17 protein-coding genes and 1 tRNA gene are annotated in these 22,625 nt (G+C 41.5%); 12 read left to right on the top strand and 6 right to left on the bottom strand.

The genetic code is table 11. The features are described from left to right. Positions 1 to 3: 3 nt before the first annotated feature. Positions 4 to 3,549: a pyruvate:ferredoxin (flavodoxin) oxidoreductase gene (gene nifJ / locus PTQ34_RS05765; protein WP_273932578.1), complete on the bottom strand. Its 3,546-nt coding sequence runs from the start codon at positions 3,547 to 3,549 to the stop codon at positions 4 to 6. 355 nt (positions 3,550 to 3,904) lie between these two features. Between nifJ and prpB the strand changes: the two genes are divergently transcribed. The 7 genes from prpB to PTQ34_RS05730 all read left to right on the top strand — a co-directional run bounded on the left by prpB (position 3,905) and on the right by PTQ34_RS05730 (position 13,147). Further along, on the top strand, positions 3,905 to 4,774 hold the full coding sequence (prpB, locus tag PTQ34_RS05760) for a methylisocitrate lyase (RefSeq protein WP_273932576.1): 870 nt from the start codon (positions 3,905 to 3,907) through the stop codon (positions 4,772 to 4,774). A gap of 56 nt (positions 4,775 to 4,830) precedes the next feature. After that, entirely contained in the window at positions 4,831 to 4,989 is a 159-nt protein-coding gene (locus tag PTQ34_RS05755; RefSeq protein ID WP_273932575.1) for a hypothetical protein, read from the top strand. A 229-nt stretch (positions 4,990 to 5,218) separates the two neighbouring features. After that, positions 5,219 to 6,364, top strand: a complete 1,146-nt coding sequence (prpC, locus tag PTQ34_RS05750; RefSeq protein ID WP_273932574.1) for a bifunctional 2-methylcitrate synthase/citrate synthase — start codon at positions 5,219 to 5,221, stop codon at positions 6,362 to 6,364. Next, on the top strand, positions 6,348 to 6,569 hold the full coding sequence (locus PTQ34_RS05745; protein ID WP_273932573.1) for a hypothetical protein: 222 nt from the start codon (positions 6,348 to 6,350) through the stop codon (positions 6,567 to 6,569). Before prpC ends, PTQ34_RS05745 begins: the two co-directional genes overlap by 17 nt. Before the next feature lie 377 nt (positions 6,570 to 6,946). Continuing rightward, positions 6,947 to 8,401, top strand: coding sequence for a 2-methylcitrate dehydratase (gene prpD / locus PTQ34_RS05740; RefSeq protein WP_273932572.1), 1,455 nt, complete (start codon positions 6,947 to 6,949; stop codon positions 8,399 to 8,401). A gap of 816 nt (positions 8,402 to 9,217) precedes the next feature. Continuing rightward, entirely contained in the window at positions 9,218 to 10,561 is a 1,344-nt protein-coding gene (locus tag PTQ34_RS05735) for a butyryl-CoA:acetate CoA-transferase (protein WP_273932570.1), read from the top strand. A gap of 150 nt (positions 10,562 to 10,711) precedes the next feature. Further along, positions 10,712 to 13,147: a tetratricopeptide repeat protein gene (locus tag PTQ34_RS05730; RefSeq protein WP_273932569.1), complete on the top strand. Its 2,436-nt coding sequence runs from the start codon at positions 10,712 to 10,714 to the stop codon at positions 13,145 to 13,147. Between the two features lie 123 nt (positions 13,148 to 13,270). Here PTQ34_RS05730 and PTQ34_RS05725 read toward each other — a convergent pair. Beyond that, positions 13,271 to 13,347: transfer RNA gene (locus PTQ34_RS05725), tRNA-Arg, on the bottom strand. Positions 13,348 to 13,471: 124 nt separating this feature from the next. Here PTQ34_RS05725 and PTQ34_RS05720 point away from each other — a divergent pair. Further along, positions 13,472 to 14,488 carry an adenine nucleotide alpha hydrolase family protein gene (locus PTQ34_RS05720; protein WP_273932568.1) on the top strand — a complete coding sequence of 339 codons (1,017 nt, stop codon included), beginning with the start codon at positions 13,472 to 13,474 and terminating at the stop codon, positions 14,486 to 14,488. Positions 14,489 to 14,813: 325 nt separating this feature from the next. After that, positions 14,814 to 14,960, top strand: coding sequence for a hypothetical protein (locus tag PTQ34_RS05715; protein ID WP_273932567.1), 147 nt, complete (start codon positions 14,814 to 14,816; stop codon positions 14,958 to 14,960). 352 nt (positions 14,961 to 15,312) lie between these two features. Here PTQ34_RS05715 and rfaQ read toward each other — a convergent pair whose 3' ends face one another. From rfaQ to waaC, 4 genes are read right to left on the bottom strand one after another with little or no spacing between them, the layout of a single operon-like run. Next, a complete protein-coding gene (rfaQ, locus tag PTQ34_RS05710) occupies positions 15,313 to 16,386 on the bottom strand; it encodes a putative lipopolysaccharide heptosyltransferase III (RefSeq protein ID WP_273932565.1) in 1,074 nt (357 codons plus the stop codon). 47 nt (positions 16,387 to 16,433) lie between these two features. Further along, positions 16,434 to 17,132, bottom strand: coding sequence for a glycosyltransferase family 2 protein (locus tag PTQ34_RS05705; protein ID WP_273932698.1), 699 nt, complete (start codon positions 17,130 to 17,132; stop codon positions 16,434 to 16,436). Then, the gene (locus tag PTQ34_RS05700; protein WP_273932697.1) at positions 17,125 to 18,030 is read right to left on the bottom strand and encodes a lipid A biosynthesis lauroyl acyltransferase; all 906 of its coding nucleotides are present in this window, start codon (positions 18,028 to 18,030) and stop codon (positions 17,125 to 17,127) included. The genes PTQ34_RS05705 and PTQ34_RS05700 overlap by 8 nt, the downstream gene beginning before the upstream one ends. Continuing rightward, entirely contained in the window at positions 18,023 to 18,985 is a 963-nt protein-coding gene (gene waaC, locus PTQ34_RS05695) for a lipopolysaccharide heptosyltransferase I (protein ID WP_273932696.1), read from the bottom strand. Before waaC ends, PTQ34_RS05700 begins: the two co-directional genes overlap by 8 nt. 75 nt (positions 18,986 to 19,060) lie before the next feature. Here waaC and PTQ34_RS05690 point away from each other — a divergent pair, with 75 nt between their 5' ends. The 3 genes from PTQ34_RS05690 to PTQ34_RS05680 are packed head-to-tail and all read left to right on the top strand — an operon-like array spanning position 19,061 to position 22,222. After that, positions 19,061 to 19,909: a 3'-5' exonuclease gene (locus tag PTQ34_RS05690; RefSeq protein WP_273932564.1), complete on the top strand. Its 849-nt coding sequence runs from the start codon at positions 19,061 to 19,063 to the stop codon at positions 19,907 to 19,909. Positions 19,910 to 19,943: 34 nt separating this feature from the next. After that, a complete protein-coding gene (locus PTQ34_RS05685; RefSeq protein WP_273932563.1) occupies positions 19,944 to 21,164 on the top strand; it encodes a nucleotide sugar dehydrogenase in 1,221 nt (406 codons plus the stop codon). Next, complete coding sequence (locus tag PTQ34_RS05680; protein WP_273932562.1) at positions 21,164 to 22,222, top strand: NAD-dependent epimerase; 1,059 nt, start codon at positions 21,164 to 21,166, stop codon at positions 22,220 to 22,222. Before PTQ34_RS05685 ends, PTQ34_RS05680 begins: the two co-directional genes overlap by 1 nt. Positions 22,223 to 22,625: the final 403 nt, after the last annotated feature.

Genomic DNA, 22,625 nt, shown 5'->3' with positions numbered 1-22,625 from the left:
AGCCTATTCAAGCTCGTCGCTATAATCCAAACTTGCTAGGCGTTTTAGCTCTTTGTATCTGCGCCTCGCGTCTTTTTTATTTGCTTCATACAAAGCCGCTGCGTGCTGTGGATTTAGCTTTTTAAGGCTTGCGTAGCGAGTTTCGTTCATCAAAAACTCATCATAGCTATCCCATTTTGGCTCAGGGCTTGTGATTTTTAGCGGATTTTTACCCTCATCAATGAGCCTTGGGTCATAAATATATGTAGGCCAGTAGCCGCACTTTGTGGCTAGCTCGCCTTGTTTGCCGCTGTGGCTAAGACCGCCTTTTATACCATGAGCGATGCACGGACTATAAGCGATGATGAGACTTACGCCATCATAAGCCTCGGCGGCTAGTAGAGCCTTTATCATAGCGCTTTGATTTGCGTTTGAGTTGATTTGAGCGATAAAAACCTTGCCATTACTCATAGCAATTCGCCCTAGATCTTTTTTAAACCCAGCCTTACCAGAGGCGCTAAATTGCGCAATAGAGCCTGTGTGGCTTGATTTTGAGCTTTGTCCGCCGGTGTTTGAGTAGACTTCGGTATCTAGCACTAGGATATTTAGATTTTCGCCACTTGAGAGAATGTGATCAAGCCCACCATAGCCTATATCATACGCCCAGCCATCGCCACCTATGATCCACTGAGAGTTCTTGGTTAAGAAATTTTTAAGCTCAAAAAGCTGCTCACAGGCTTTATTATCCTTATTTGCTTGCAAAAGCGGCACGAGTTTGTCTTTTATTTGGCTAGCTAGCAGGGCGTCATCTTTATTTTCTATCCAGTCGGTAAATAGCGCACTAAGAGCGTTTGGCACGCTATCTTTGCTCTCAAGCATGATATTTTGTATGCGAGCGCGCATGGTATCATTTGCTATTTTCATACCTAGTCCAAACTCAGCATTATCCTCAAATAGCGAGTTTGCCCACGCTACGCCCTTGCCGTTTTGGCTGGCTTTATACGGCATGCTAGGGGCTGAGCCACCATAGATCGAGCTACAGCCTGTGGCGTTTGCTACTATCAAATTTTCTCCAAAAAGCCTAGTTATCGTTGTGATATAAGGCGTCTCGCCACAGCCCGGACAAGCTCCGTGAAACTCAAATAACGGCTCGGCAAACATTGCGCCTTTTACGTTTTCTTTGCTAATGAGATCATCTTTATATCGCACTTTGTTAAATAAATAATCAGCATTTTCTTGCTCGTATTTTTGCTCCTCAAAAGGCACCATGACAAGAGATTTTTCTTTGCTAGGGCAGTTTTGGGCACACAGCTCACAGCCGGTGCAATCAAGCGGACTTACTTGAATTTTGTATTTTAGCTCTTTTAGCTCTTTGCCCTTAGCATCTAAGTAGTTCTCTTTTACGCCTTGCGGTGCTGCTGCCATCTCGTCTTCGTTTATGAGAAATGGCCTTATTACAGCATGTGGACAGACAAAGGCACACTGGTTACATTGGATACAATTTTCTTTTATCCATTTTGGTACCATGACGCCAACACCACGCTTTTCATACTGCGTAGTGCCGCCAGGGAAGGCTCCGTCCTCATATCCTTTAAACGCTGAGACTGGCAGCTCGTCGCCTTTTGCAGCGTTCATTACTTTTGCGATTTTTTCTACAAACTCGCTGCCTTTGTAGGAATTCAAGTTTGCGCTAGTATCATCTAAGCTCGCCCACGCTGGATCTACTGCTATCTCTACTAGCTCGCTAGCACCCTCATCGATTGCTTTGTAGTTCATCTCTACTATATCATCGCCTTTTTTGTGATAGGCTTTAAAGGCGTATTCTTTCATGTATTTTTGAGCCTCGCTGTATGGTATGATATCAGCTAGCTTAAAAAATGCTGATTGCATTATAGTATTTGTGCGACCTTTTAGCCCTATTTGCCTAGCTAATTTGGTAGCATTTATGATAAAAAACTTTGCTTTGCGCTGGGCTAGGATTTTTTTTACGCTATTTGGGATTTTTTCTATGGTTTTTTTAGCATCCCAAATAGAGTTTAGTAGAAAAACTCCACCTTCTTTTATCCCACCTACTACATCATAGATATCAAGGTAAGCTGGGACGCTACAAGCGATAAAATCAGCGTTTGATACTAGATAGGTTGAGCGAATAGGCTTTTTGCTAAAGCGTAGGTGAGAGCGAGTGTAGCCGCCTGATTTTTTGCTATCATAGGCAAAATACGCTTGTGCGTAAAAATCAGTTTTATCACCGATGATTTTAATAGAGTTTTTGTTTGCCCCCACAGTGCCATCGCTGCCAAGTCCGTAAAATAAGCACTCCACGCAATCATCATTTGCTAGGCTGATTTTCTCGCCAAGCTCTAAGCTAGTAAAGGTTACATCATCGTTTATACCTATTGTAAAGTGGTTTTTGCTCTCATTTTTAGCTAGGTTTTCATATACTGCGATGATTTGGTCTGGGTTTACATCTTTTGAGCTTAGACCATAGCGACCGCCTATTATTTTTGGGGCGTTTTGCTTGTTAGCAAATAGAGCACAAACATCAGTATATAGTGGCTCGCCTACGCTGCCTGGCTCTTTGGTGCGATCAAGCACTGCTATGCGTTTTACGCTTTTTGGCAGGGCCTCAAAGAAGTATTTTTCGCTAAATGGGCGGTATAGATGAACGCAGAGAATTCCTACCTTTTCTCCCTTAGCTCTTAGATGATCTATTACTTCTTTTGCGCACTCGCATACTGAGCCCATAGCTACTATTATATCGCTAGCCTCAGGGTCGCCGTAGTAGACAAAAGGAGCGTAGTTTCGCCCTGTAACCTCGCTGATTTTTTTCATATAATCAGCCACAATATCAGGCAAAGCATTATAATAGCTATTTTGTGCCTCGCGCATTTGAAAATAAATATCATCGTTTTGCGCTGTGCCTTTTGTTTGTGGGTTTTCTGGACTTAGAGCCCTAGCTCTAAAATCAGCCACCGCTTGTCTATCAAGCAGTTCATCAAAGACTTTGTAGTCCATTACTTCTATCTTTTGTATCTCGTGGCTGGTGCGAAAACCATCAAAAAAGTGCATAAAAGGCACTCTGCCTTTAATCGCACTTAAATGCGCCACACCAGCTAAGTCCATGACCTCTTGGACGCTGTGAGAAGCTAGCATAGCAAAGCCTGTGCCACGACATGCATAAATGTCTTGGTGGTCGCCAAAAATGCTAAGAGCGTGCGTAGCAAGGCTGCGAGCCGTAACATGCATCACGCAAGGCAGTAGCTCGCCAGCGATTTTATACATATTTGGAATTTTTAACAAAAGTCCTTGAGACGCTGTGTAAGTCGCAGTAAGAGCCCCAGCTTGAAGGCTGCCGTGTACTGAGCCTGCAGCACCGGCCTCGCTTTGCATCTCTACAACCTTTACTGGCATATTAAAAAGATTTTTCATCCCAGCTGCTGCCCAAGCATCCACATACTCAGCAATCGGCGAACTAGGAGTTATAGGATAAATACCAGCAACCTCGGTAAATGCGTAGCTTGCATAAGCTGCAGCCTCGCAGCCATCCATGGTTTTATAAACTTTTTTCATGCAAAAATGTCCTTTAAGTAAACTGTGAATGTATAATTATAGTGAAAATAAAATAAATTTTTGATTATTACAGAAAAAAATTGAAAAAATAATATAAAATCAAAATTTTTTAAATTTTTTGTATATTTTGTTACATTTTTACACAAAGTTATTTTAGCTTAAAAAAATATTAAAAAATTGACTTAATTTTATAATTTAAGTTTTTATGAATTTAATGAATTTTGGCTACTAAGTTACGAAAAGTAACAAAAATTTAAAAATTTTATACTTTTTGTAACAAAACCACTCTAGAATTCCCTAAGTTTATCCTATACTTCGCTTAGCCAAAAAAGGCAAAGTAACAAAAAGGAGTAGCATGACAAGTGCAGGTAAAAAATTTCGCGAAGCGGTAAAAAACAACAACCCACTTCAAATCCTAGGTGTAATCAACGCTTATAGCGCAATACAAGCGCAAAAATCAGGCGCAAAGGCTCTATATCTAAGTGGAGCTGGCGTAGCAAACGCAAGTATCGGTCTGCCTGACCTTGGTATGACAAACCTTGAAGATGTATGTATTGATGTGCGCCGCATCACAGCAGCTAGTGATTTGCCGCTTTTAGTAGATGCTGATACTGGCTGGGGTGGAGCGTTTAATATCGCTAGAACCATAAAAGAACTAACAAGAGCAGGCGCAGCAGCATGTCATATAGAAGACCAAGTAGCCCAAAAACGCTGCGGACACCGCCCAAATAAAGAACTAGTAAGCAAAGATGAAATGTGTGATCGCATAAAAGCAGCCGTAGATGGTCGCATTGATAGCGAGTTTGTGATCATGGCTAGGACCGATGCTCATGCTAGCGAGGGGCAAGCAGCAGCGCTAGATCGTGCAGCAGCGTATGTAGAGGCCGGAGCTGATATGATATTTGCCGAGGCTATTCACACACTAGAAGAATACAAGCAATTTACAAGTGCTATTAAAGTGCCAGTGCTAGCAAATATCACTGAGTTTGGCAAAACTCCGTATTTTAGCACCACAGAGCTTGCTGGGGTGGGAATTTCTATGGTGCTTTATCCACTCTCAGCGTTTCGTGCGATGAATAAAGCAGCGCTTGAAGTATTTAAAGACATCATCGCACATGGTCATCAAAAAGCTAGCATTGAGAAAATGCAAACTAGAGATGAGTTATATGAGATGCTAGGTTATCATGACTTTGAGAAGAAGTTAGATGAGCTGTTTAAGAAATAATAGGCTGTTTTTAATAGGCTAGCGGAGCTCTTACGCCTATTGCACGAAATAAAGGCTTGGACAGCCCAGTCGCTCTGGCAAAACTTTCGCACCGTTTTTCTGCGCTAAGGCTTGAAAAATCGGCACGAAATTTTGCCAGCTGCTACCGCAGACACGACCCCACGGCTAGTCCTGCGCCTTTATTTCGCACACTAGGCGCAAGTGCTGCGCTTTAATTTTAACAGCCACTACCGCGAAGTTTAAAGGACTGTGCGAATTTTAGAATTCCCTAGGGAATTCTAAAAGCGGGGTTTTAGGGGCGGCAGCCCCTAAGGGTTAAGGGTCGTTAGACCCTAAAAAATAGCGAGCTAGGCTAGATTTATCTAGCCTAAAAGCGAGCTAAAAATATCTTAGAATTCCTAGGAATTTTAGTTTAAATCATTTTACTAAAAAAAGGGAGAAAAAATGAGCGAACAACCAAAAAAAGTTAAAACCGGAGGACTTGCTGGTGTAACAGCTGGCAAATCAGCGATTTGTACTTGTGGCACAGGCCATGGGCTAAACTACCGTGGATATGATATCTACGACCTGGCTAAAAACTGCGAGTTTGAAGAAGTAGCGCATTTGCTTTTAATTGGGCATTTGCCAAACAAAGCTGAGCTAAAAGAGTTTAAAGCCTCTTTAATGTCAGCTCGTCACCTAAGCCCAGTTATGCGCGAGACGCTAAAACTAATCCCAAAAGATGCTCATCCTATGGATATGATGAGAACAGGATGTTCTATGCTAGGCTGCTTGGAGAGCGAAAAACAAGAGCTGCCTAAGCACTTTCCTGACCAGCTAAGGGTAGGAATTCGTCTGCTTGGCATTTTCCCATCAATTTTGCTATTTTGGCATCACTGGCACGAAGATGGCAAAGAGCTAGATACAAGCTCAAATCAAGATAGCATAGCAGGCTATTTTTTAGAAAAACTTCATAACAAAGAGCCTAAAAAGCTATGGGTAGATGCGATGAATGTTAGCCTTATTCTTTATGCTGAGCATGAGTTTAACGCTTCAACCTTTACATCTCGTGTGATAACTGCTACTCTAAGCGATGTTTTCTCAGCTATTAGCGGAGCAATAGGCGCACTTAGAGGGCCACTTCATGGTGGGGCAAACGAGGCTGCTATGGAGCTAATCAGTCAGTATAAAAGCCCAGATGAGGCTGAGGCTGGCTTGCGCCAAAAACTAGCAAATAAAGAGCTTGTAATGGGCTTTGGGCATAGAGTTTATACCACACACGACCCTAGAAATGTAGTGATAAAAGAGTGGAGCAAAAAACTAGCTGAGGATGTAGGCGATACGACTTTATTCCCAGTGAGCGAGAGAATAGAAAAAATCATGTGGGATGAGAAAAAACTATTCCCAAATCTTGATTTTTACAGCGCATCAGCGTATCATTTCATGGGCATAAAGACTGAGTATTTTACTCCGATTTTCATTATGAGTAGAATTACTGGCTGGTTAGCGCATATTTTTGAGCAAAGAGCTGATAATAAGCTAATTCGCCCAAGCAGCGAGTACACAGGGCCAGAAAATCAAGCCTTCGTGCCGATTGAGAAAAGAGCGTAACTGGCTGTTTTTGGCTGGCGGGGTTTGTGGGGTTTTTGCCCTGCGGGGCTGTGGCTGGCTCAGCTTGTGGGCGATTTTTTACGCTCACAGCTTGCGCAGCCCAGCAGCTTACGCAGAAGCTTCTGCTTGTTTTCCTTCGGCTTACGCCTTGAAAAACTGTCGCAGAACTTCTGCAAACGCTACCGCTACGCCGCCCCACGGCTAGCGCTGCGCTGCGAGCATAAAAAATCGCTCCACAATCTTGGAGCCTGATTTTTACTGCCGCTACCGCGAGTTTGAGAATTCTAGAATTCCCCATGGAATTCTAGATTAGGGGGTTTAAGGGGCGTAGCCACTAAAAAATAGTGAGCGTGTGTCGCCTTTTGAGGCGACACCCAAAGCGAGCAGAATTTTAGAATTCCTAGGGAATTCTAGATTAGGTTTTACTCACGAAGTGGGTAAATTTTAGAATAGGCGTAGTGTGATTTATTTTGGCTGGGTGCACAGCGTAGATAGAACAGATAGTTCATCGAGCTGTGCGCCCAGACAAAATGAAACGCAATCCGTCACTAATAACAATTTACTAAAAAAAAGGAGAATAAAATGAGTACTGATATGGGCATCTTAGATGCAAAAAGACCGGAGTTCGACGAACTTCTAACAAAAATCGCAAAATACGCTTGCGAGTATGAGATAAAAAGCGATTTGGCGTATGAGACAGCACGCTATTGTCTAATGGACACTATAGGCTGCGGACTTTTAGCGCTTAACTTTCCAGCTTGCACAAAGCTGCTAGGTCCTGTGGTGGAGGGCGCTGAGTTTCGCCCATTAGGCGCAAAGGTATTTGGCACTAGCTATCAGCTTGAGCCTGTAAGGGCTGCTTTTAATGTGGGTGCTATGGTAAGATGGCTTGATTTTAACGATACTTGGCTAGCAGCTGAGTGGGGACATCCTAGCGACAATCTAGGTGCTATTTGGGCTGTGTGCGACTATCTAAGCCGCAAAAATATCAGCAAAGGCAAAGCCCCACTAAGCGTAAAAGACGCACTAACAGCGATGATAAAAGCGCATGAAATTCAAGGTATAATCGCACTTGAAAACTGCTTTAATAAAGTAGGTATGGATCATGTTCTTTTGGTTCGCATCGCTAGCACCGCGGTAGCTTGCGCGCTTCTTGGCGGCAGCTTTGAAGAGGTTCGCAATGCCGTAAGCCACGCCTTTATAGATGGTGGCGCACTTCGCACTTACCGCCACGCACCAAATACTGGCTCACGCAAAAGCTGGGCAGCAGGCGATGCAAGTAGCCGTGGCGTGGACCTTGCCTTAAAAGCACTTACTGGCGAAATGGGCTATCCAAGTGCGCTATCAGCGAAGTTCTGGGGCTATGAAGATGTGAAAATGAAAGGGCAAAAATTAACCATCCCGCAAGAGTTTGGCAGCTATGTAATGGAAAATGTGCTATTTAAAATCAGCTTCCCAGCAGAATTCCACGCTCAAACAGCAGTTGAAGCAGCCCTTGCTTTGCATGATGAGGTTAAAAACCGCCTTGATGAAGTTGAGAAAATCGTAATCACAACCCAAGAAAGCGGGCATCGCATAATCAATAAAACAGGCGAGCTAGCAAACCCAGCAGACCGCGACCACTGCATCCAGTACATGGTAGCTGTGCCGCTAATCTATGGTGAGTTAAAAGCCGAGCACTACGAAGATAGCGTAGCAAAAGACCCACGCATTGACGCTTTACGCTCAAAAATGGAGGTTGAGGTAGACGACCGCTATACAAAAGAGTATTTAGAAAGCGACAAGCGCTCAATCGCAAATGCTGTTCAAATATTCTACAAAGATGGCACAAGTAGCAAAAAAGTAGAGGTTGAATACCCTATCGGTCACCGCCGCAGAAGAAGTGATGGCATTCCACTACTAATAGAGAAGTTTGAGCGTAATATCGCCCTAAAACTAAGCCCTAAAAAATGCGAGCAAATAAAGAAAATTTGCGCCAGCCAAAAAGAGCTAGAAGCAATGCCGTTTAATGATTTTAGTGATTTGTTCGCTTTGTAATTTTTTGGGTTTTTATCGGCTGGCTCAGTCTGCGGACGCTTTTAGCGAATTTTCGCTTAGGCAGCCCAGCTCGTTCTAGCGAAACTTTTCGGGCGGTTTTCTGCGCTCGCCGCTGAATTTGTGGTTTGTGTTACAGCAGCGGCTCGCTTGAAATTCCACCCGAAAATTTCGCTAGCCGCTACCAGCGGACACGGCTCCACGGCTAGCCTTGCGCGAAAATTCACTAAATTCGCCTCGCAGCCTTGGAGCCTGATTTTTACTGCCGCTACCGCGAGTTTTAGAATTCTAGCATAGGACTACCGCGAAGTTTAAAGGACTGCGCGAGTTTGAGAATTCTAAAATTCCTAGGGAATTTTAGATTAGGGGGTTTAAGGGGGCTTGCCCCCTTGGGGTTTAGGGGCGTAGCCCCTTTTAAAGCGTGTGTCGCCTTTTAAAGCGACACCCAAAGCGAGCAGAATTCTAGAATTCCCTAGGAATTCTAGATTAAGGAATTCTAGTTTTATGGAATTCTAGAGTTAGGGAATTCTAGATTCTCGACAGCGGCAGTAAAAATCAGGCTCCAAGGTTGCGAGGCGAATTTTGCTAAACTGCTTGCAGCGCTAGCCGTGGAGCCGTGTCCGCGGTAGCGGCTGGCGAAATTTCACGGCTGAATTTCAAGCGAGCCGCTAACGAGTAAAAATAAAAACGGCTCGCGCAGGAAACTGCCGTGAAAGTTTCGCCAGAACGAGCTGGGCTGCGCAAAAGCAGTTTAGTAAAATTCGCCCGCAAACTGAGCCTGCCGACCTAGAGAATTCCCTGTAAGAAATAAGGTAAAAAATGGACTTTGAAAGAGAATATCAGCAAAAACTAAGCACCGCCGAACAAGCCGCAAAGGTAATAAAATGCGGTGATTGGGTGGATTATGGCTGGGCTGTTACTACGCCTGAAAAAATAGATACTGCCTTAGCAAAGCGAGTGGGCGAACTCCACGATGTAAAGTTGCGTGGCGGCGTGCTAAATAAAATCCCAGCAGCCATTGAGGCTGATCCCACAGGTGAGCATATCAGCTGGCATAGCTGGCACTGCTCTGGTGTGGAGAGAAAGCTAATCGAAGATGGCAGAGGCTTTTATGTACCTATGCGCTACTCAGAGCTACCACGCTACTACCACAAAGTAGATTGTAAGCCAAATGTAGCCATCATGCAAGTAGCTCCCATGGATAAGCACGGGTATTTTAACCTAGGCCCCTCAGCCTCTCACCTACACACCTGCGCAGAGGTAGCAGATGTCATAATTGTAGAGGTAAATCACAATATCCCTCGCTGCCTTGGTGGCTCTGGGGCTGATTTGCATATCTCAATGGTAGATATGATAGTTGAGGGCGATAATCCTGCGCTTTTTGAGCCACCGCTACCAAAAAGCTCTGAGATAGATCTAAAAGTAGCCCAGTATATCGTAAATGAGATAAAAAGCGGCTCGTGCTTACAGCTTGGGATTGGCGCAATGCCAAGTGCGGTAGGCTCTGCTATAGCACAGAGTGATTTAAAGGATCTAGGCGTTCATACTGAGATTTATGTAGATAGCTTTGTAGAGATTGCCGAGGCTGGCAAAATCACAGGAAAATATAAAAATCTAAATAAATTCCGCCAAACCTACGCCTTTGCTATGGGCAGCAAAAAGCTCTATGACTTTTTGGACAATAACCCAGGCTGCCTAAGTGCTAGCGTAGACTACACAAATGATATAGCAAATATCGCTGCGCAAGATAATTTTGTCTCAATTAACTCGGCTGTAGATATCGATCTCTTTGGGCAAGTAAATAGCGAAAGCTCAGGCAAACGCCATATCTCAGGGGCTGGGGGACAGCTAGACTTTGTCATGGGTGCATATCTCTCAAAAGGCGGCAAGAGCTTTATTTGCTGTAGTTCTACTGTAAAGGACAAAAATGGCGAGGTTCGCTCACGCTTTTTGCCAACCTTAAAAGAAGGCTCAATAGTAACAGCCACTAGAGCAAACATCCACTACCTAGTAACAGAGTATGGGATAGTAAATCTAAAAGGCCTTAGCACTTGGGCAAAATGCGAGAAAATCATCTCAGTAGCGCATCCTGATTTTAGAGATGAGCTAATACGAGGTGCTGAGGAGCTAAAAATCTGGCGCAGAAGTAATAAACTAAAATAAGCCAAAATTACCTAGGAATTCTAGAATTCCTAGAGTATCTTGCTAAAAATCTAGAATTCCTAAGCAAATTTTAAACATCAAATCTAGAATTCCTAAGCAAATTACCTAGGAATTCTAGATTTATTTAAAAATTCAGTTATAATTATGCTTATGTTTAGAGTTTTATTATTTTTTATTTTTGCTAGTAGTTCTTTTGGGCTTAGTATCACGCTAAATAACGGCAAAACCGGTGGAAATGACTATTATATTTTGCATATTGAAAATGAAAGAGAGTTTTCTTGCCAAGTAAAAGTCGGCAATAACTACTATCCGCCAGATGCCAGACACGATGGAGCTGAACAAGCAGTAGGCAGAGAATACCACTGCTACATCGAAGGCGCACTAAAAGAAAAGGTAGCCGACCAGCACTTGCCTTTTATGGATATGTACATCCGTGCTAGCATGAATGGTTTTTTGGTTCAAGTCATACCAAAAATTCCATCTCGCCTTGTAAATATAGAAGGGCATTTGTTTAGAAGCAATGATACAAAGCAAGCAGGGCTTTTAAAAAGCACGCACTACACCATAGTAATGGATAAACAAACTAGCATCGCTCTAGCGCATGCTAAGCCTGAGCTTGATTTTCCTATTGTCTATCCAGATCTAGTCTTGCCAAGTATCGGTGCGCTGGATTTTAACAAAGACCCTTTGGCGCTAAAGCGTGAGGGCGATATAACTGAGTATATCACAATAAAAAATCTCTATGATGCAAAGCGCTACGATGATGTAATAGAAGTAAGCACTGAGGCTGCAAAACGCTATCCAAATAGCGTGTTTATGAATGAGTTTAGGCTATATCTTGCTCGCTCGCTATACAAGGCTGATGAGGAGCAAAAGAAAAACACTGAACTAGGCGTACCGCAGATTGATTATAACACTCGCCTTTTAGCAGAGGCTAAGTCATGGGTAAGAAGCTATGCAAGCGACAAGGCTTATCCTGAAATGCTCTTTATGCTAATGCAAGCGTATATAAATAATGACAATAAAAACGAGGCTGATTACACCCTAAGCCTACTTATGACCGAACACGAAAAAAGCCCTTGGATGAAAAAAGCCTTGCTAAGCTATGCTGATAGTATGTTTGCTAGCGATAGAATTATTGATTCTATCAGGCTTTATGAGGATGTTTATTATATGACTGATGAGATTGATATCGCTAGTCTTGCTGGCACTAGGCTAGCAATAGCGCATCTTAGACAAAATCAAAACGAAAGAGCAAAAAACTACTTGCAAAAAATCCTAAGCGCAAATGTTAATTACCTAGCAAATAATAAAGACATCGCACTAAATCTAGCAAATGCTTTTAAGGCTAGTGAGCTAAATGCCCAGGCAAATAAAATCTATAAAATCATCTTTGAGAATACCTCTAAAAAAGACCCAGAGTATGAAATAGCCTTGCGCCAGCTAGCTCTAAGTCCAGATGGTGCCCAAAATAGCGATGATACCTATAGCTATCTTATGCTCTATCAAGTAGATTTCCCAAATAGCGATTATATCTCGCTAATTAACACCGCACTTGATAGAATGTTTTTTAATGTAGATTTAAACCAAACTAGCCAAGCACTTCATGCTAGCTATGCTGATCTTATGAGTAGATACGAGGGCAGCGATATCTACACAAGAGCCCTAAAAGAAGATGTCAAGCTATACTTCAAAGAAGGTGGCTACAAGCAGATTTTAGCCCTAAAAGATAGCATCCGTGATACAAACGACACAGAGACAAAAGCAGTGCTTACAAATGCTGCAATAGAGCTAGCGAACAGCTCAAATCAGCAAAAAAACTGCGCTATGCTAATGTTGCTAATCGACGAGTATGGCGTAGAGCCAAACATAAAAGACCGCTATAAGCTCTATGATTGCTACATGCGCCAAGCTAGGTTTGATGAGGCGCTTGCTACTACTAGCGTAGGCGTAGAAAGTGGCGATCTAAATGTGCGAACAGACTGGCTAAGCAACGCAGCAGCTGCTCTATACTCACTAGGACGCTTTGAAGAGGCGCTAAAAGCAGCTGATGATGCTATATACGAGGCTGCTAGAGTGGCGTATGCTGATCCTAGCAGGGCGATATACTACCGCTTTTACTCTTTGCTTCGCCTAAATCGCTGGCAAGAAGCCCTAGGTGCTACGCAGGGACTAGAAAATATCCGTGGAGCGCATCTAATGCTAATCGAGCTATACGACGCAGCTGCTAAATACGCTGCGGCAAATGGCCTTGATAGCATTGCTCTAAGCTATGCTAAAAAAACCATTGATATGCAAGCTCGCCTTAAAATCAGCACTTATAGCCCTGAGATTGACTTTATCTACATAGACACGCTAAAACGCATAGGCGATGATGAGGCAGCTAGAATAGGCGCATTAAAGCTTTTGCCAAGTGCACTAAGTGCTGATGCAAGGGCAAGGGCGCTATACGCTGCAGCTGAAATAGAGATAAAAAAAGGCCTTATAACAAGCGCAAAAGAACACATCCAAGAGTGTATTTCCATGCCTGTAAATACGCCGTGGAAAGCACTGTGTAAAGAGCAAAACGAGCTTTTAAAAGACTAGGGAATTCTAGAATTTGCTAGGGTTTAAAAGATGAATAAAAGCTTTTCATAGAATTTCCAAAAATAAAAAGGAGATAAAATTTTGGAATTCTATGTGCTTTTAAAAAGGGGAGAAAATTAAAAGTGGTACGCCCTAGAGAATTCGAATCTCTGACCTCTTGAACCGCAATCAAGTGCTCTATCCAGCTGAGCTAAGAGCGCACGAAATAAAAACTGGCATTATAGCCAAGTAAGCTTAAAGTATCATTAAAATAAGAGCAAAATATCTATTTAAGTAAAAATTCAAAAAAATATCATTAAAATATTCAAAAATCAAGGAATTTTAATGGATATTAGAATTTGTAAAGAGTGTGGTTTTATCCTAGGCACTCGCCCAAACTCAAAGGACAAAGACGGAGTATGTCTAGCCTGCCACAACAAAGATAGAAAAAATCAAATCAACTGGCAAGAGAGACAAAACTGGCTCACACAGTATCTAAAAGAGCGTAAAAATCCTAGTTCTAACTACGATGTTGTAGTAGGAGTATCTGGTGGCAAAGACTCTTGTGCTATTGTAAAAAGGCTTATTGAAAATCATGGCGTAGAGCCATCTCGCCTACTGCTAGTTCATGTGATGGACGAGTTTACGCCATCAAAGGCTGGGCTATATAACCTTGATAATCTAGTAAAAACCTTTGATATTGACTTAATAAACTTTCGCCTAGCCCCAAAGACTTTTGTAAAAGAGACTAGAAAAAGCTTTTTTGAAGAGCTTCATCCGCTAAAATGGATAGAAGCCCAGCTCTACGCAAAGCCGCTTGAGGTGGCAAAGGCTTATCAAATTCCTACTGTTTTTATGGGCGAGAACTTTGATTTTGAGTATGGGGTTAGTGAAGAATGCGGTATCTTTCATAGCTCAAGCAGTGATGAGGTAAATGTGATTTTCTTAGGTTCTATTTGGCCTTATTCAAACACAGATTCTCTAAATCAAGCTAGGCAAATCGGCTTTAAAACCCTAAGCGACTTTGATGACTGGCAAAGGCAAGGCAGTGCTGATGACTACACGCAGATTGATAGCATAGGCTACATGATGCAGCACTGGACGAAGTTTATAAAATTTGGCTTTCAGCGCGTAAGCGACCTTGCGTGTAGATTCGTAAGAGAGGGTGTGATGAGCAAAGAACAAGCCTTGCGCCTAATAAAAGATAAAGACTGGGTTTGTGACCCAGCTGCCAAAAAAGACTTTTGCCGCACCATAGGTATAAGCGAAGATGAGTTTAATGCTACTGTGGATAAGTTTGCTAATAAAGACTTATTAGTAAAAGACGAAAATGGTAACTGGCGAAGAAGAGATTTGATTTAGGCTAGGAATTTAGAACTCCCGCATTTACTAGCCCTTAGCACTCGTTTTTTTTATCAAAAGTGCCTGCTAGATTTAGGATTGTGATTTTAAAAGCCTTTGCGACATTTTAGCCAAGCTTTTATTTTGTGAAATTATAAAGAATATTATTAGGAATTCTAGAATTTATTAGTGAATTCTAGAATTTAGTGTAGGAATTCTAGAATTTTTTTGCTCGCTTCCCAGTTGGATAAGCCCAGCTTGCTAGTTTCGTGTGTGGCACGAGAAAGTGGGCAAAAAAAGGGCAAAAAAAAGGGCGGGGTGTAATGGGTGATAACCGCACCTATAAATGCTGTGTGTGGTGGATGCTAGTGATGGTATGAGGGCTGCATATGAGCAGTGTGTAAGTCGCCGCAGGATAAATGAAGTCGCTGGTATAAGTAGTTATATCAAGCAAGCCACCTGCTACTATAGAGTGGGGGAGAATTTATTCTAAGCAATTCTAGAATTCCCTAGAATTTTTTGTAGGGAATTCTAGAATTTATCTAGGGAATTCTAGAATTTTTTAGCGAATTCTAGAATTTAGCCTAGGAATTCTAAATTTTAGTGTAGGAATTCTAGAATTCTTTTTTAGCTCGCTTTGGGGCTAGATAATCCCAGCTTGCTAGTTTCGTGCGTGACATGAGAAAGGGGGTAAGAAATGGAGCAAGGCCCCTTAACCCCCCCCCACTTTTTTTAGTGAATTCTAGAATTCCCTAGAATTTTTTTAGGGAATTCTAGAATTTTAGCCTAGGAATTCTAGATTTTTTCTAAGAATTCTAGAATTCCTTAGAATTTTTATGAGTATTTTAGCCCTTTTCTAGTTTGGCTTTGATTAGTTCTTTGATTGCGCTTGTGTTTATTTCATCTAGGCAGCGGCTTTTTTTACTGCCATTACAGCCATCGCAAGAGCAAGGCACGCACTCCCAGCTAGCTTGAACCACGCTATGCGCTCCCATGTGCTGGATGCCGTTTTTTGCCTTGTAGCCACTATTTGCGCAGGTATTGTCCCAAGGCCCCCAGTTCATAGCAGAACTTGGGCCAAAAAGTGCTACCACAGGCGTATTTACAGCTGCTGCCATATGCATAACAGCAGTATCCACGCCCACAAAAAGTCTAGCTTTTGAGCTTAAAAAAGCTACTTGCTTTAAGCTAAGTTCGCCCAAAAACGCATTTGGCTTGCTTTTTGCTAGGCGCAAGATATTTTCACATCTTGCTATCTCTTTTGCGTCATTTGCGCAGGTCATTACGCATTTAACCCCAAGCTCAAGCTCACAAAAATCAAGCAAATCAGCGATTATTTCATCCTTTGGGCATTTAAAAAGCCACCTACTCATAGGATGAAAATGTATAAAACTAGCTGGCAATTTATCAGCAAAAAACTCGCCATAATCATCAAAAGCTATGCTAATAGTTTTTGTGTGAGGTGTAAGAGATAGCGCGCTAAGCAAGGCTAGGTCGTGCTCTATCGTATGCGAGCCAAAAATATCGCAGTTTTGAGCCACTTTGTGTGTAAGTAGTCTTGAGGCAAAAGAGCCGCCATCAAAGCCTATGCGAGTTTTTGCCCCACTTAAAAAGGCTAGATATGCGCCTCTATCGCCCTCGGTGGCATTTATAGCGATATCAAAATGCTCGCTTTTAAGTTTGGCTAAAAAAGCAAGCTCGGTTTTAATGCGCTTTAAAAAACCTGAGTTTTTTGCGCTAGCTCTGCGATAAATGTGAATTTTATCAATGTTTGCATTGCCTTCTAGCATAGCCTCGCAGCCCTCATTACAAGCAAAGTGAATTTGCGCCTGCGGATATGCTAGGCGCAAGTTAGCAGCTAGTGGCGTGGCTAATAAAGTATCGCCGATATTGCGGAATTTCATTATTAAAATTTTCATTTTTTTCCTTCGTCTTGCGGACATCTGCGCTAAAAATACTCACAAATTTAATCTTTTTTATACTTCCAAAATGTGTATTTAGCATATCCTAGGGCTATTTCAAAGCCTCTTTTTCCTTCTAAAAAACCACCTTTTAAAAAATAAAGCTTAAAAAAGCTCCAAAGCGGGTTTAGTAGCGATTTTAGCGTATTTGGGCGGTGGTTTAGAGAGGCGTAGCGTTTTTGCTTGTTATAAAACTGCTCTAAGTTTTCATAAGCATAATGTATAAAATGCTCTTTAAATACACCTATATTGCTATCACACAGCACTTTTTCGTGTACAACTCTGCCATCAAAGCGAGCAAATCTTCTATCAAAAAACCTAGTAGAATAATCAGGATATAGCCCCATACGCCTAATCTCTTTACCAAAAAAATAATTTAGCCTAGGCACTTTATAGGCTTTAAAAAGTGGATTTTCTAGCGTTTTTAAAATCTCGGCTTTTAAAGGCTCAGTGATGATTTCATCGCTATCAAGGACAAAGATCCACTCGTTTTTTGCCAGATCTACACCAAGCTGCTTCATCGCCCCAAAGCCTAGCCACGCCTGCCTTATAAAACGCACATTGGCAAAAGATATAGCAATTTGCTCGGTATTATCACTACTGCCGCTATCTAGCACGATAATCTCATCAGCAAAAGATGCCGAGCTAAGCACGGCAGCTAAATACTTCTCGCTATTTTTTGTAAGCACTACTACACTAAGCATAGCTATTCTCATAAAAGCACTTGAACTTTTTATGCATCCAAAAATACTCATCTGGCTTTTTGCTTATCTGCGCTGCTGTGGCATCGCTTTGAGCCTGCGTGGCAAGCCTTAGAGCTTCTTCTTTGCTGTGATTTTGGCTTAAAACCTGCATGTCAATGGGCTCATAAAATACGATTTTAAAGCTATCATCTTTACTCTCATCACGCTCTATAAAAGCAGGCACTATAATAGCGCCGCTTTTGCTAGCAAATACGCTAGCTGCGTGTGTGTGCATGATTTTATAAGAAAAAAACTCGCATTCTAGCCCTTCATTTTTGGCTGTATTTTGATCAACTAGAATTCCTAGCAAACGACGATTATTTAGAGCTTTTAGCGCCTGTTTTACAGCTGATTTTTTCTCAATTAGTTCTATATCAAATCTAGTGCGATTTGCACTTAAAATCTCGTTCATTTTAGCGCTATCAAGAGCCCGCCCTATGATGCTAACAGCCCCATAGCGAGCCGCCATCGCAAGGCTAAAAAGCTCCCAGTTGCCATAATGCGCTGTTTGGACGATGATAGGGCGATTTTGGCTTAAAACTGAGTTAAAAAGCTCTTCGTTTTCAAAGGATATTTTGCTTAAAATCTGCTCTTTTGTAGTATTTTGATTTAACAAAAACTCCGCACCAAAAAGCGCAAAATTATAATAATTTTTCTTTATAAGCCTTTCTATTTCATCATCTTTTAAGGTAGCAAAGCACATTTTTAAATTTACTCGCATTATATTTGTGTGCTTTTTATCAAGGTGATAAAAAGCGCTAGCTAGGCTTTTTAAAAAGCCTTTTAGCACGTATTTTGGAGAGAATTTTACCAAAAAGCGCAAAGCATGATAAAGCCCTAAATAAAAATAATCAAGCATCACAAAGCCCCTTTGCCTTAGCTATAATTTGCGCTGGGTCAATGTCGTTTATACAAAAATCGCTTTTATCTATGTGAAAAGCGTCTATTTTGTGCTTTGGTGTGGCTTGGATAATAAGATTTTTTGGCGTAGCAAAGGCGTTTCTAGCCCCGCTTCTATTGCCAAAAAGCGTGATTGTAGCGTAGTTTTGCGCCCAAGCTAAGTGAGTTATGCCGCTATCATTGCCGATAATCAAATCGCAAGTATCCATAAACTCCAAAATCTGCGCCAAATCAAGCGGTGCTAAAAGCGTAGCACCGCTGCTAGCTAGCTTTGTGGCTTTTTCTCTCTCAATCTCGCTGCCAGCTACTAAAAAACACTGCGCGAATTCCTTTGCGCCTTTTATAACGCTAGCAAAATGAGCGTAGCATTTGCTACTTTCGCTAGCAAAAGGAGCGATGAGAATTTTCTTGCTAGAAATTCTAGAATTCTTATTGGGAATTCTAGAATTTTTTAAAAAACACGGCTCTTTTGTTAAAATTTCTTTCTCATCAAAGCTAAAATTAAGGGCAAAAGCGCAAAGTTCTAAATTGCGTAAAATTATGTTTTTGTTGTAGTTACAGCTGTATTTATGAGTGTAGAAAATGCTAGCAAGCCCCTCTTTTGTGCTAAATCTATCAAAGCCAAAGATATTTTTGCCAAGGCTTCTAGAAACAAGTGCTGATTTTAAAAGCCCTTGTAAGTCAATAATAATGTCAAATTGCCCTTGTTTTTGGCGCAAAATGCCAAAGCTTTTTAGAAATTTTTTATCTTTTAAAGGCAGGGCTACAACCTCATCGACGCCAGCTAAAAGCCTAGCAATCTGCTCAAATCTAGCATCGCAAAACCACGATATATGCGCATTTGCTATGTGCTTGCGGATAAACTGAATGGCCACGCTAGCGTGGACGATGTCGCCAAGGGCTGAGAGCTTAATTATTGCGATTTTCAGCGTTTTTCTCCAAAAATTTTGCTATCATTATAGCCAAAATTACGCCCAAAAGGTAAAAATATGAGCGAATATATCTGCGTATTTGACTGCGAAACCCTGCCTGATGTAAAGGCTCTTGTGCGAACTCTGCCAGAGGATTTAGTAAAAAGCGCTACTGATAAAAATGGAAAAATTGATGAAAAAGCCCTAAGCCTGCTAGCTTGCGAAGAACAGCGCAAAAACTCAGGCCAGGCCTTTTTGCCGGTGCTATTTCACAAAGTAGTATGTATCTCGGCTGTGCTGGCTGATAAAAACGGCAAATTTATCAAAGTAAATACAATTGAGGGCAAGGACGAACACGAAATAATCGCAAATTTCTTAAACTTCATTGAAAATCACGCCCCAAAGCTAGTTAGCTACAATGGTCGTGGCTTTGATCTGCCTATGCTGATGATAAGGGCGATGAAATACAATCTAAGAGCCCCTCGCTACTACAACACAAACGATAAATGGTGTAACTACCGCACTCGCTACGATGCTACTTGGGCTATGGATTTGCTTGACTTCATTAGTGATTTTCGCGCTGTCTCTGGGCTAAGGCTAGATACACTCTGTGCTATGCTAGGAATGCCTGGTAAATACGATGTACACGGCGATCAGGTCCTAGAGCTATTTTATGCTAATAAACTTGATAAAATCAAAGAATACTGCGAGAGTGATACTCTAAATACTTATTGGCTGTTTTTAAAATACGAACTACTTCGTGGCAAAATGGGTTATGAGCAGTATTTTTCTAGCTTAGAGGCAATGAGCGAGTTTATCGCTAGCAATAAAGCTGCGATGAGCTACACTAAGCCTTTTTGCGAGTGTATAGAAAAAGAGATAAAAGACTTTAGCTACCTAAAAAACGAGCTTAAAACTGAAAAATAGAGAATTCTAGAATTCCTAAAATCAAGGATAAAAAATGACTAATATAAAAATCGCAATCATAGGTCTAGGCTATGTTGGTATGCCACTAGCAGCTGCTTTTAGTAGTAAGTTTAAGGTCTTTGGCTTTGATCTAAACAGCACTAGAATAAATGAGCTAAAAAGCGGCTTTGATCGCACCTTAGAGCTTGATGAGAGTGCGATGAAAAAAGTGCTTGAAAGTGGCATGAGTTTTAGCAGCGAACTTGATAGTATAAAAGAGGCGAATTTTTTTATAGTGACTGTGCCTACGCCTATTGATGAGCACAAAAACCCTGATCTAAGCCCGCTAAAAGGCGCTAGCACAAGCGTGGCAAAAGTGCTAAAAAAAGGCGATATAGTAGTATTTGAAAGCACAGTTTATCCAGGAGCTAGCCAGGAGTTTTGCGTGCCGATTTTAGAGAGCGTCTCAGGGCTAAGGCTTGGAGTGGATTTTGAGATAGGCTATAGCCCTGAGCGTATAAATCCAGGGGATAAAGAACACACAGTAACAAAAATTACAAAAATAGTCTCAGGCAGCTCGCCAAAAGCGCTAAAAACTATAAAAGAAGTTTATTCTAGCGTGATAGAAGCAGGTATTTTTGAAGCTAGTAGCATAAGGGTAGCTGAGGCTGCTAAGGTTATAGAAAATACACAAAGAGATATAAACATAGCCTTTGTAAATGAGCTAAAAATGATCTTTGATCGCATGGGGATTGATACTATGGAGGTGCTAAAAGCAGCTAGGACAAAGTGGAATTTCTTGCCTTTTGAGCCTGGGCTTGTTGGAGGGCATTGTATAGGTGTAGATCCCTACTATCTAACTCACAAAGCAGAGGCTGTTGGCCACAATCCTGAAATCATCCTAGCAGGCAGACGCATAAATGATAATATGGGAGCCTACCACGCCAGCCAAATCGTAAAAAAGATGATAAAAAATGGGCTTAGAATAAAAGATGCAAAGGTGCTGATCTTAGGTATTACCTTTAAGCAAAATTGCCCTGATATCCGTAACTCAAAGGTGCTAGATGTGGTTAATGAGCTTAGTGAGTTTGGCTGCGCTGTATCTGTGTGTGACCCATGGGCTAGAGCTGATGAAGTAAAGAGCTTTTATAATCTAGAACTATCTACACCAAAAGATGCTAGTGGCTATGAGTGCGTGGTACTAGCAGTAAATCACGAGCAGTTTAGAAGCTTTGATTTTGGCTCAGTTCTAAGATATGATATAAGGAGCTTTTGATGAGAGTTTTGGTTACTGGAGCGGCTGGATTTATCGGCTTTCACCTAGCACTTGCGCTTGCTAAAGAGGGATATTTTGTGCTGGGGCTTGATAGCATAAATGACTATTATGACGCAAACTTAAAGCTTGCTAGGCTAAAAGAACTTGGCATTGATGATGCTAAGGCGCAGCTTTGGAGGCAAAGGGTAAAAAGCAAAAGCTATGAAAACCTTGAGTTTATTCGCTTGGATTTGTGTGATGAGGATGGGATAAGATCTCTTTTTAGCGAGTTTAGTCCAAAAATCGTAGTAAATCTAGCTGCCCAAGCTGGAGTAAGATACAGCCTAGAACACCCTCAAAGCTATATAAAAAGCAATATAGAGGGCTTTTGTAATATCCTAGAGGGCTGCCGTCACCACGGAGTAGAAAATCTAGTTTATGCAAGCTCAAGCTCTGTTTATGGGCTAAATAAAAACCTACCTTTTAGCGAAGCTAAAAGCACCGAACATCCTATTAGTCTATACGCAGCTAGCAAAAAGGCAAATGAAATGATGGCGCATAGCTACTCACATTTGTTTAATCTACCTGCTACTGGGCTAAGGTTTTTTACTGTTTATGGGCCTTGGGGTAGACCTGATATGGCGTTATTTAAGTTTGCTAAGGCTGCTTTTGAAAACACTAGCATAGATGTTTATAATCACGGCGATATGCAAAGAGATTTTACTTATATTGATGATATTATAGCTGGCATTATGCTTTGTATCAAAAATCCTGCTAAGCCAAGTAGAGAGTTTGACCCCACAAACCCGCAAAGCGATATAAGCTCCGCCCCATACCGCATCTATAATATCGGCAGAAGCAAGCCAGCAAAACTGCTTGAATACATAGCTGCTATAGAGCGTGAACTAGGCAAAGAAATCAAAAAAAACATGCTACCTATGCAAGCAGGTGATGTAGCTGCCACGCACGCTGATACTAGCGCACTAGAACTACTTGGCTACAAGCCAAAAGTCAGCATTGATGAGGGCGTGGCAAAGTTTATTGCGTGGTATAAAAGCTATTTTAAGATTAAGGCGTGATGATAAGGCAGCTGTTTTTAGGGAATTCTAAATTTCTATTGCTTTTTGGGGGTTAGGGGGTATTTTTAAGCCTAGAATTCCTTTAGGAATTCTAGAATTTAGCCTAGGAATTCTAGAATTCCAGTTGTTTTTTTAGAGAGAATTCTAGATTTTAGTCCTAGGAATTCTAGAATTCCAGCTGTTTTTTAGAGAGAATTCTAGAATTTAGCTTAGGAATTCTAGATTTTAGCCTTAGGAATTCCCTTAGAAAATTCTAGAATTCCAGCTGTTTTTTTAGAGAGAATTCTAGATTTTAGCCCCAGAATTCCCTTAGAGAATTCTAGAATTCCAGTTGTTTTTTAGAGAAAATTCTAGAATTTAGTCCTAGAATTCTCTTAGGAATTCTAGAATTCCAGCTGTTTTT

Source organism: Campylobacter magnus, from assembly GCF_028649595.1.
GTDB lineage: Bacteria > Campylobacterota > Campylobacteria > Campylobacterales > Campylobacteraceae > Campylobacter > Campylobacter magnus.
This window is presented reverse-complemented; position numbering and strand designations above follow the sequence as displayed.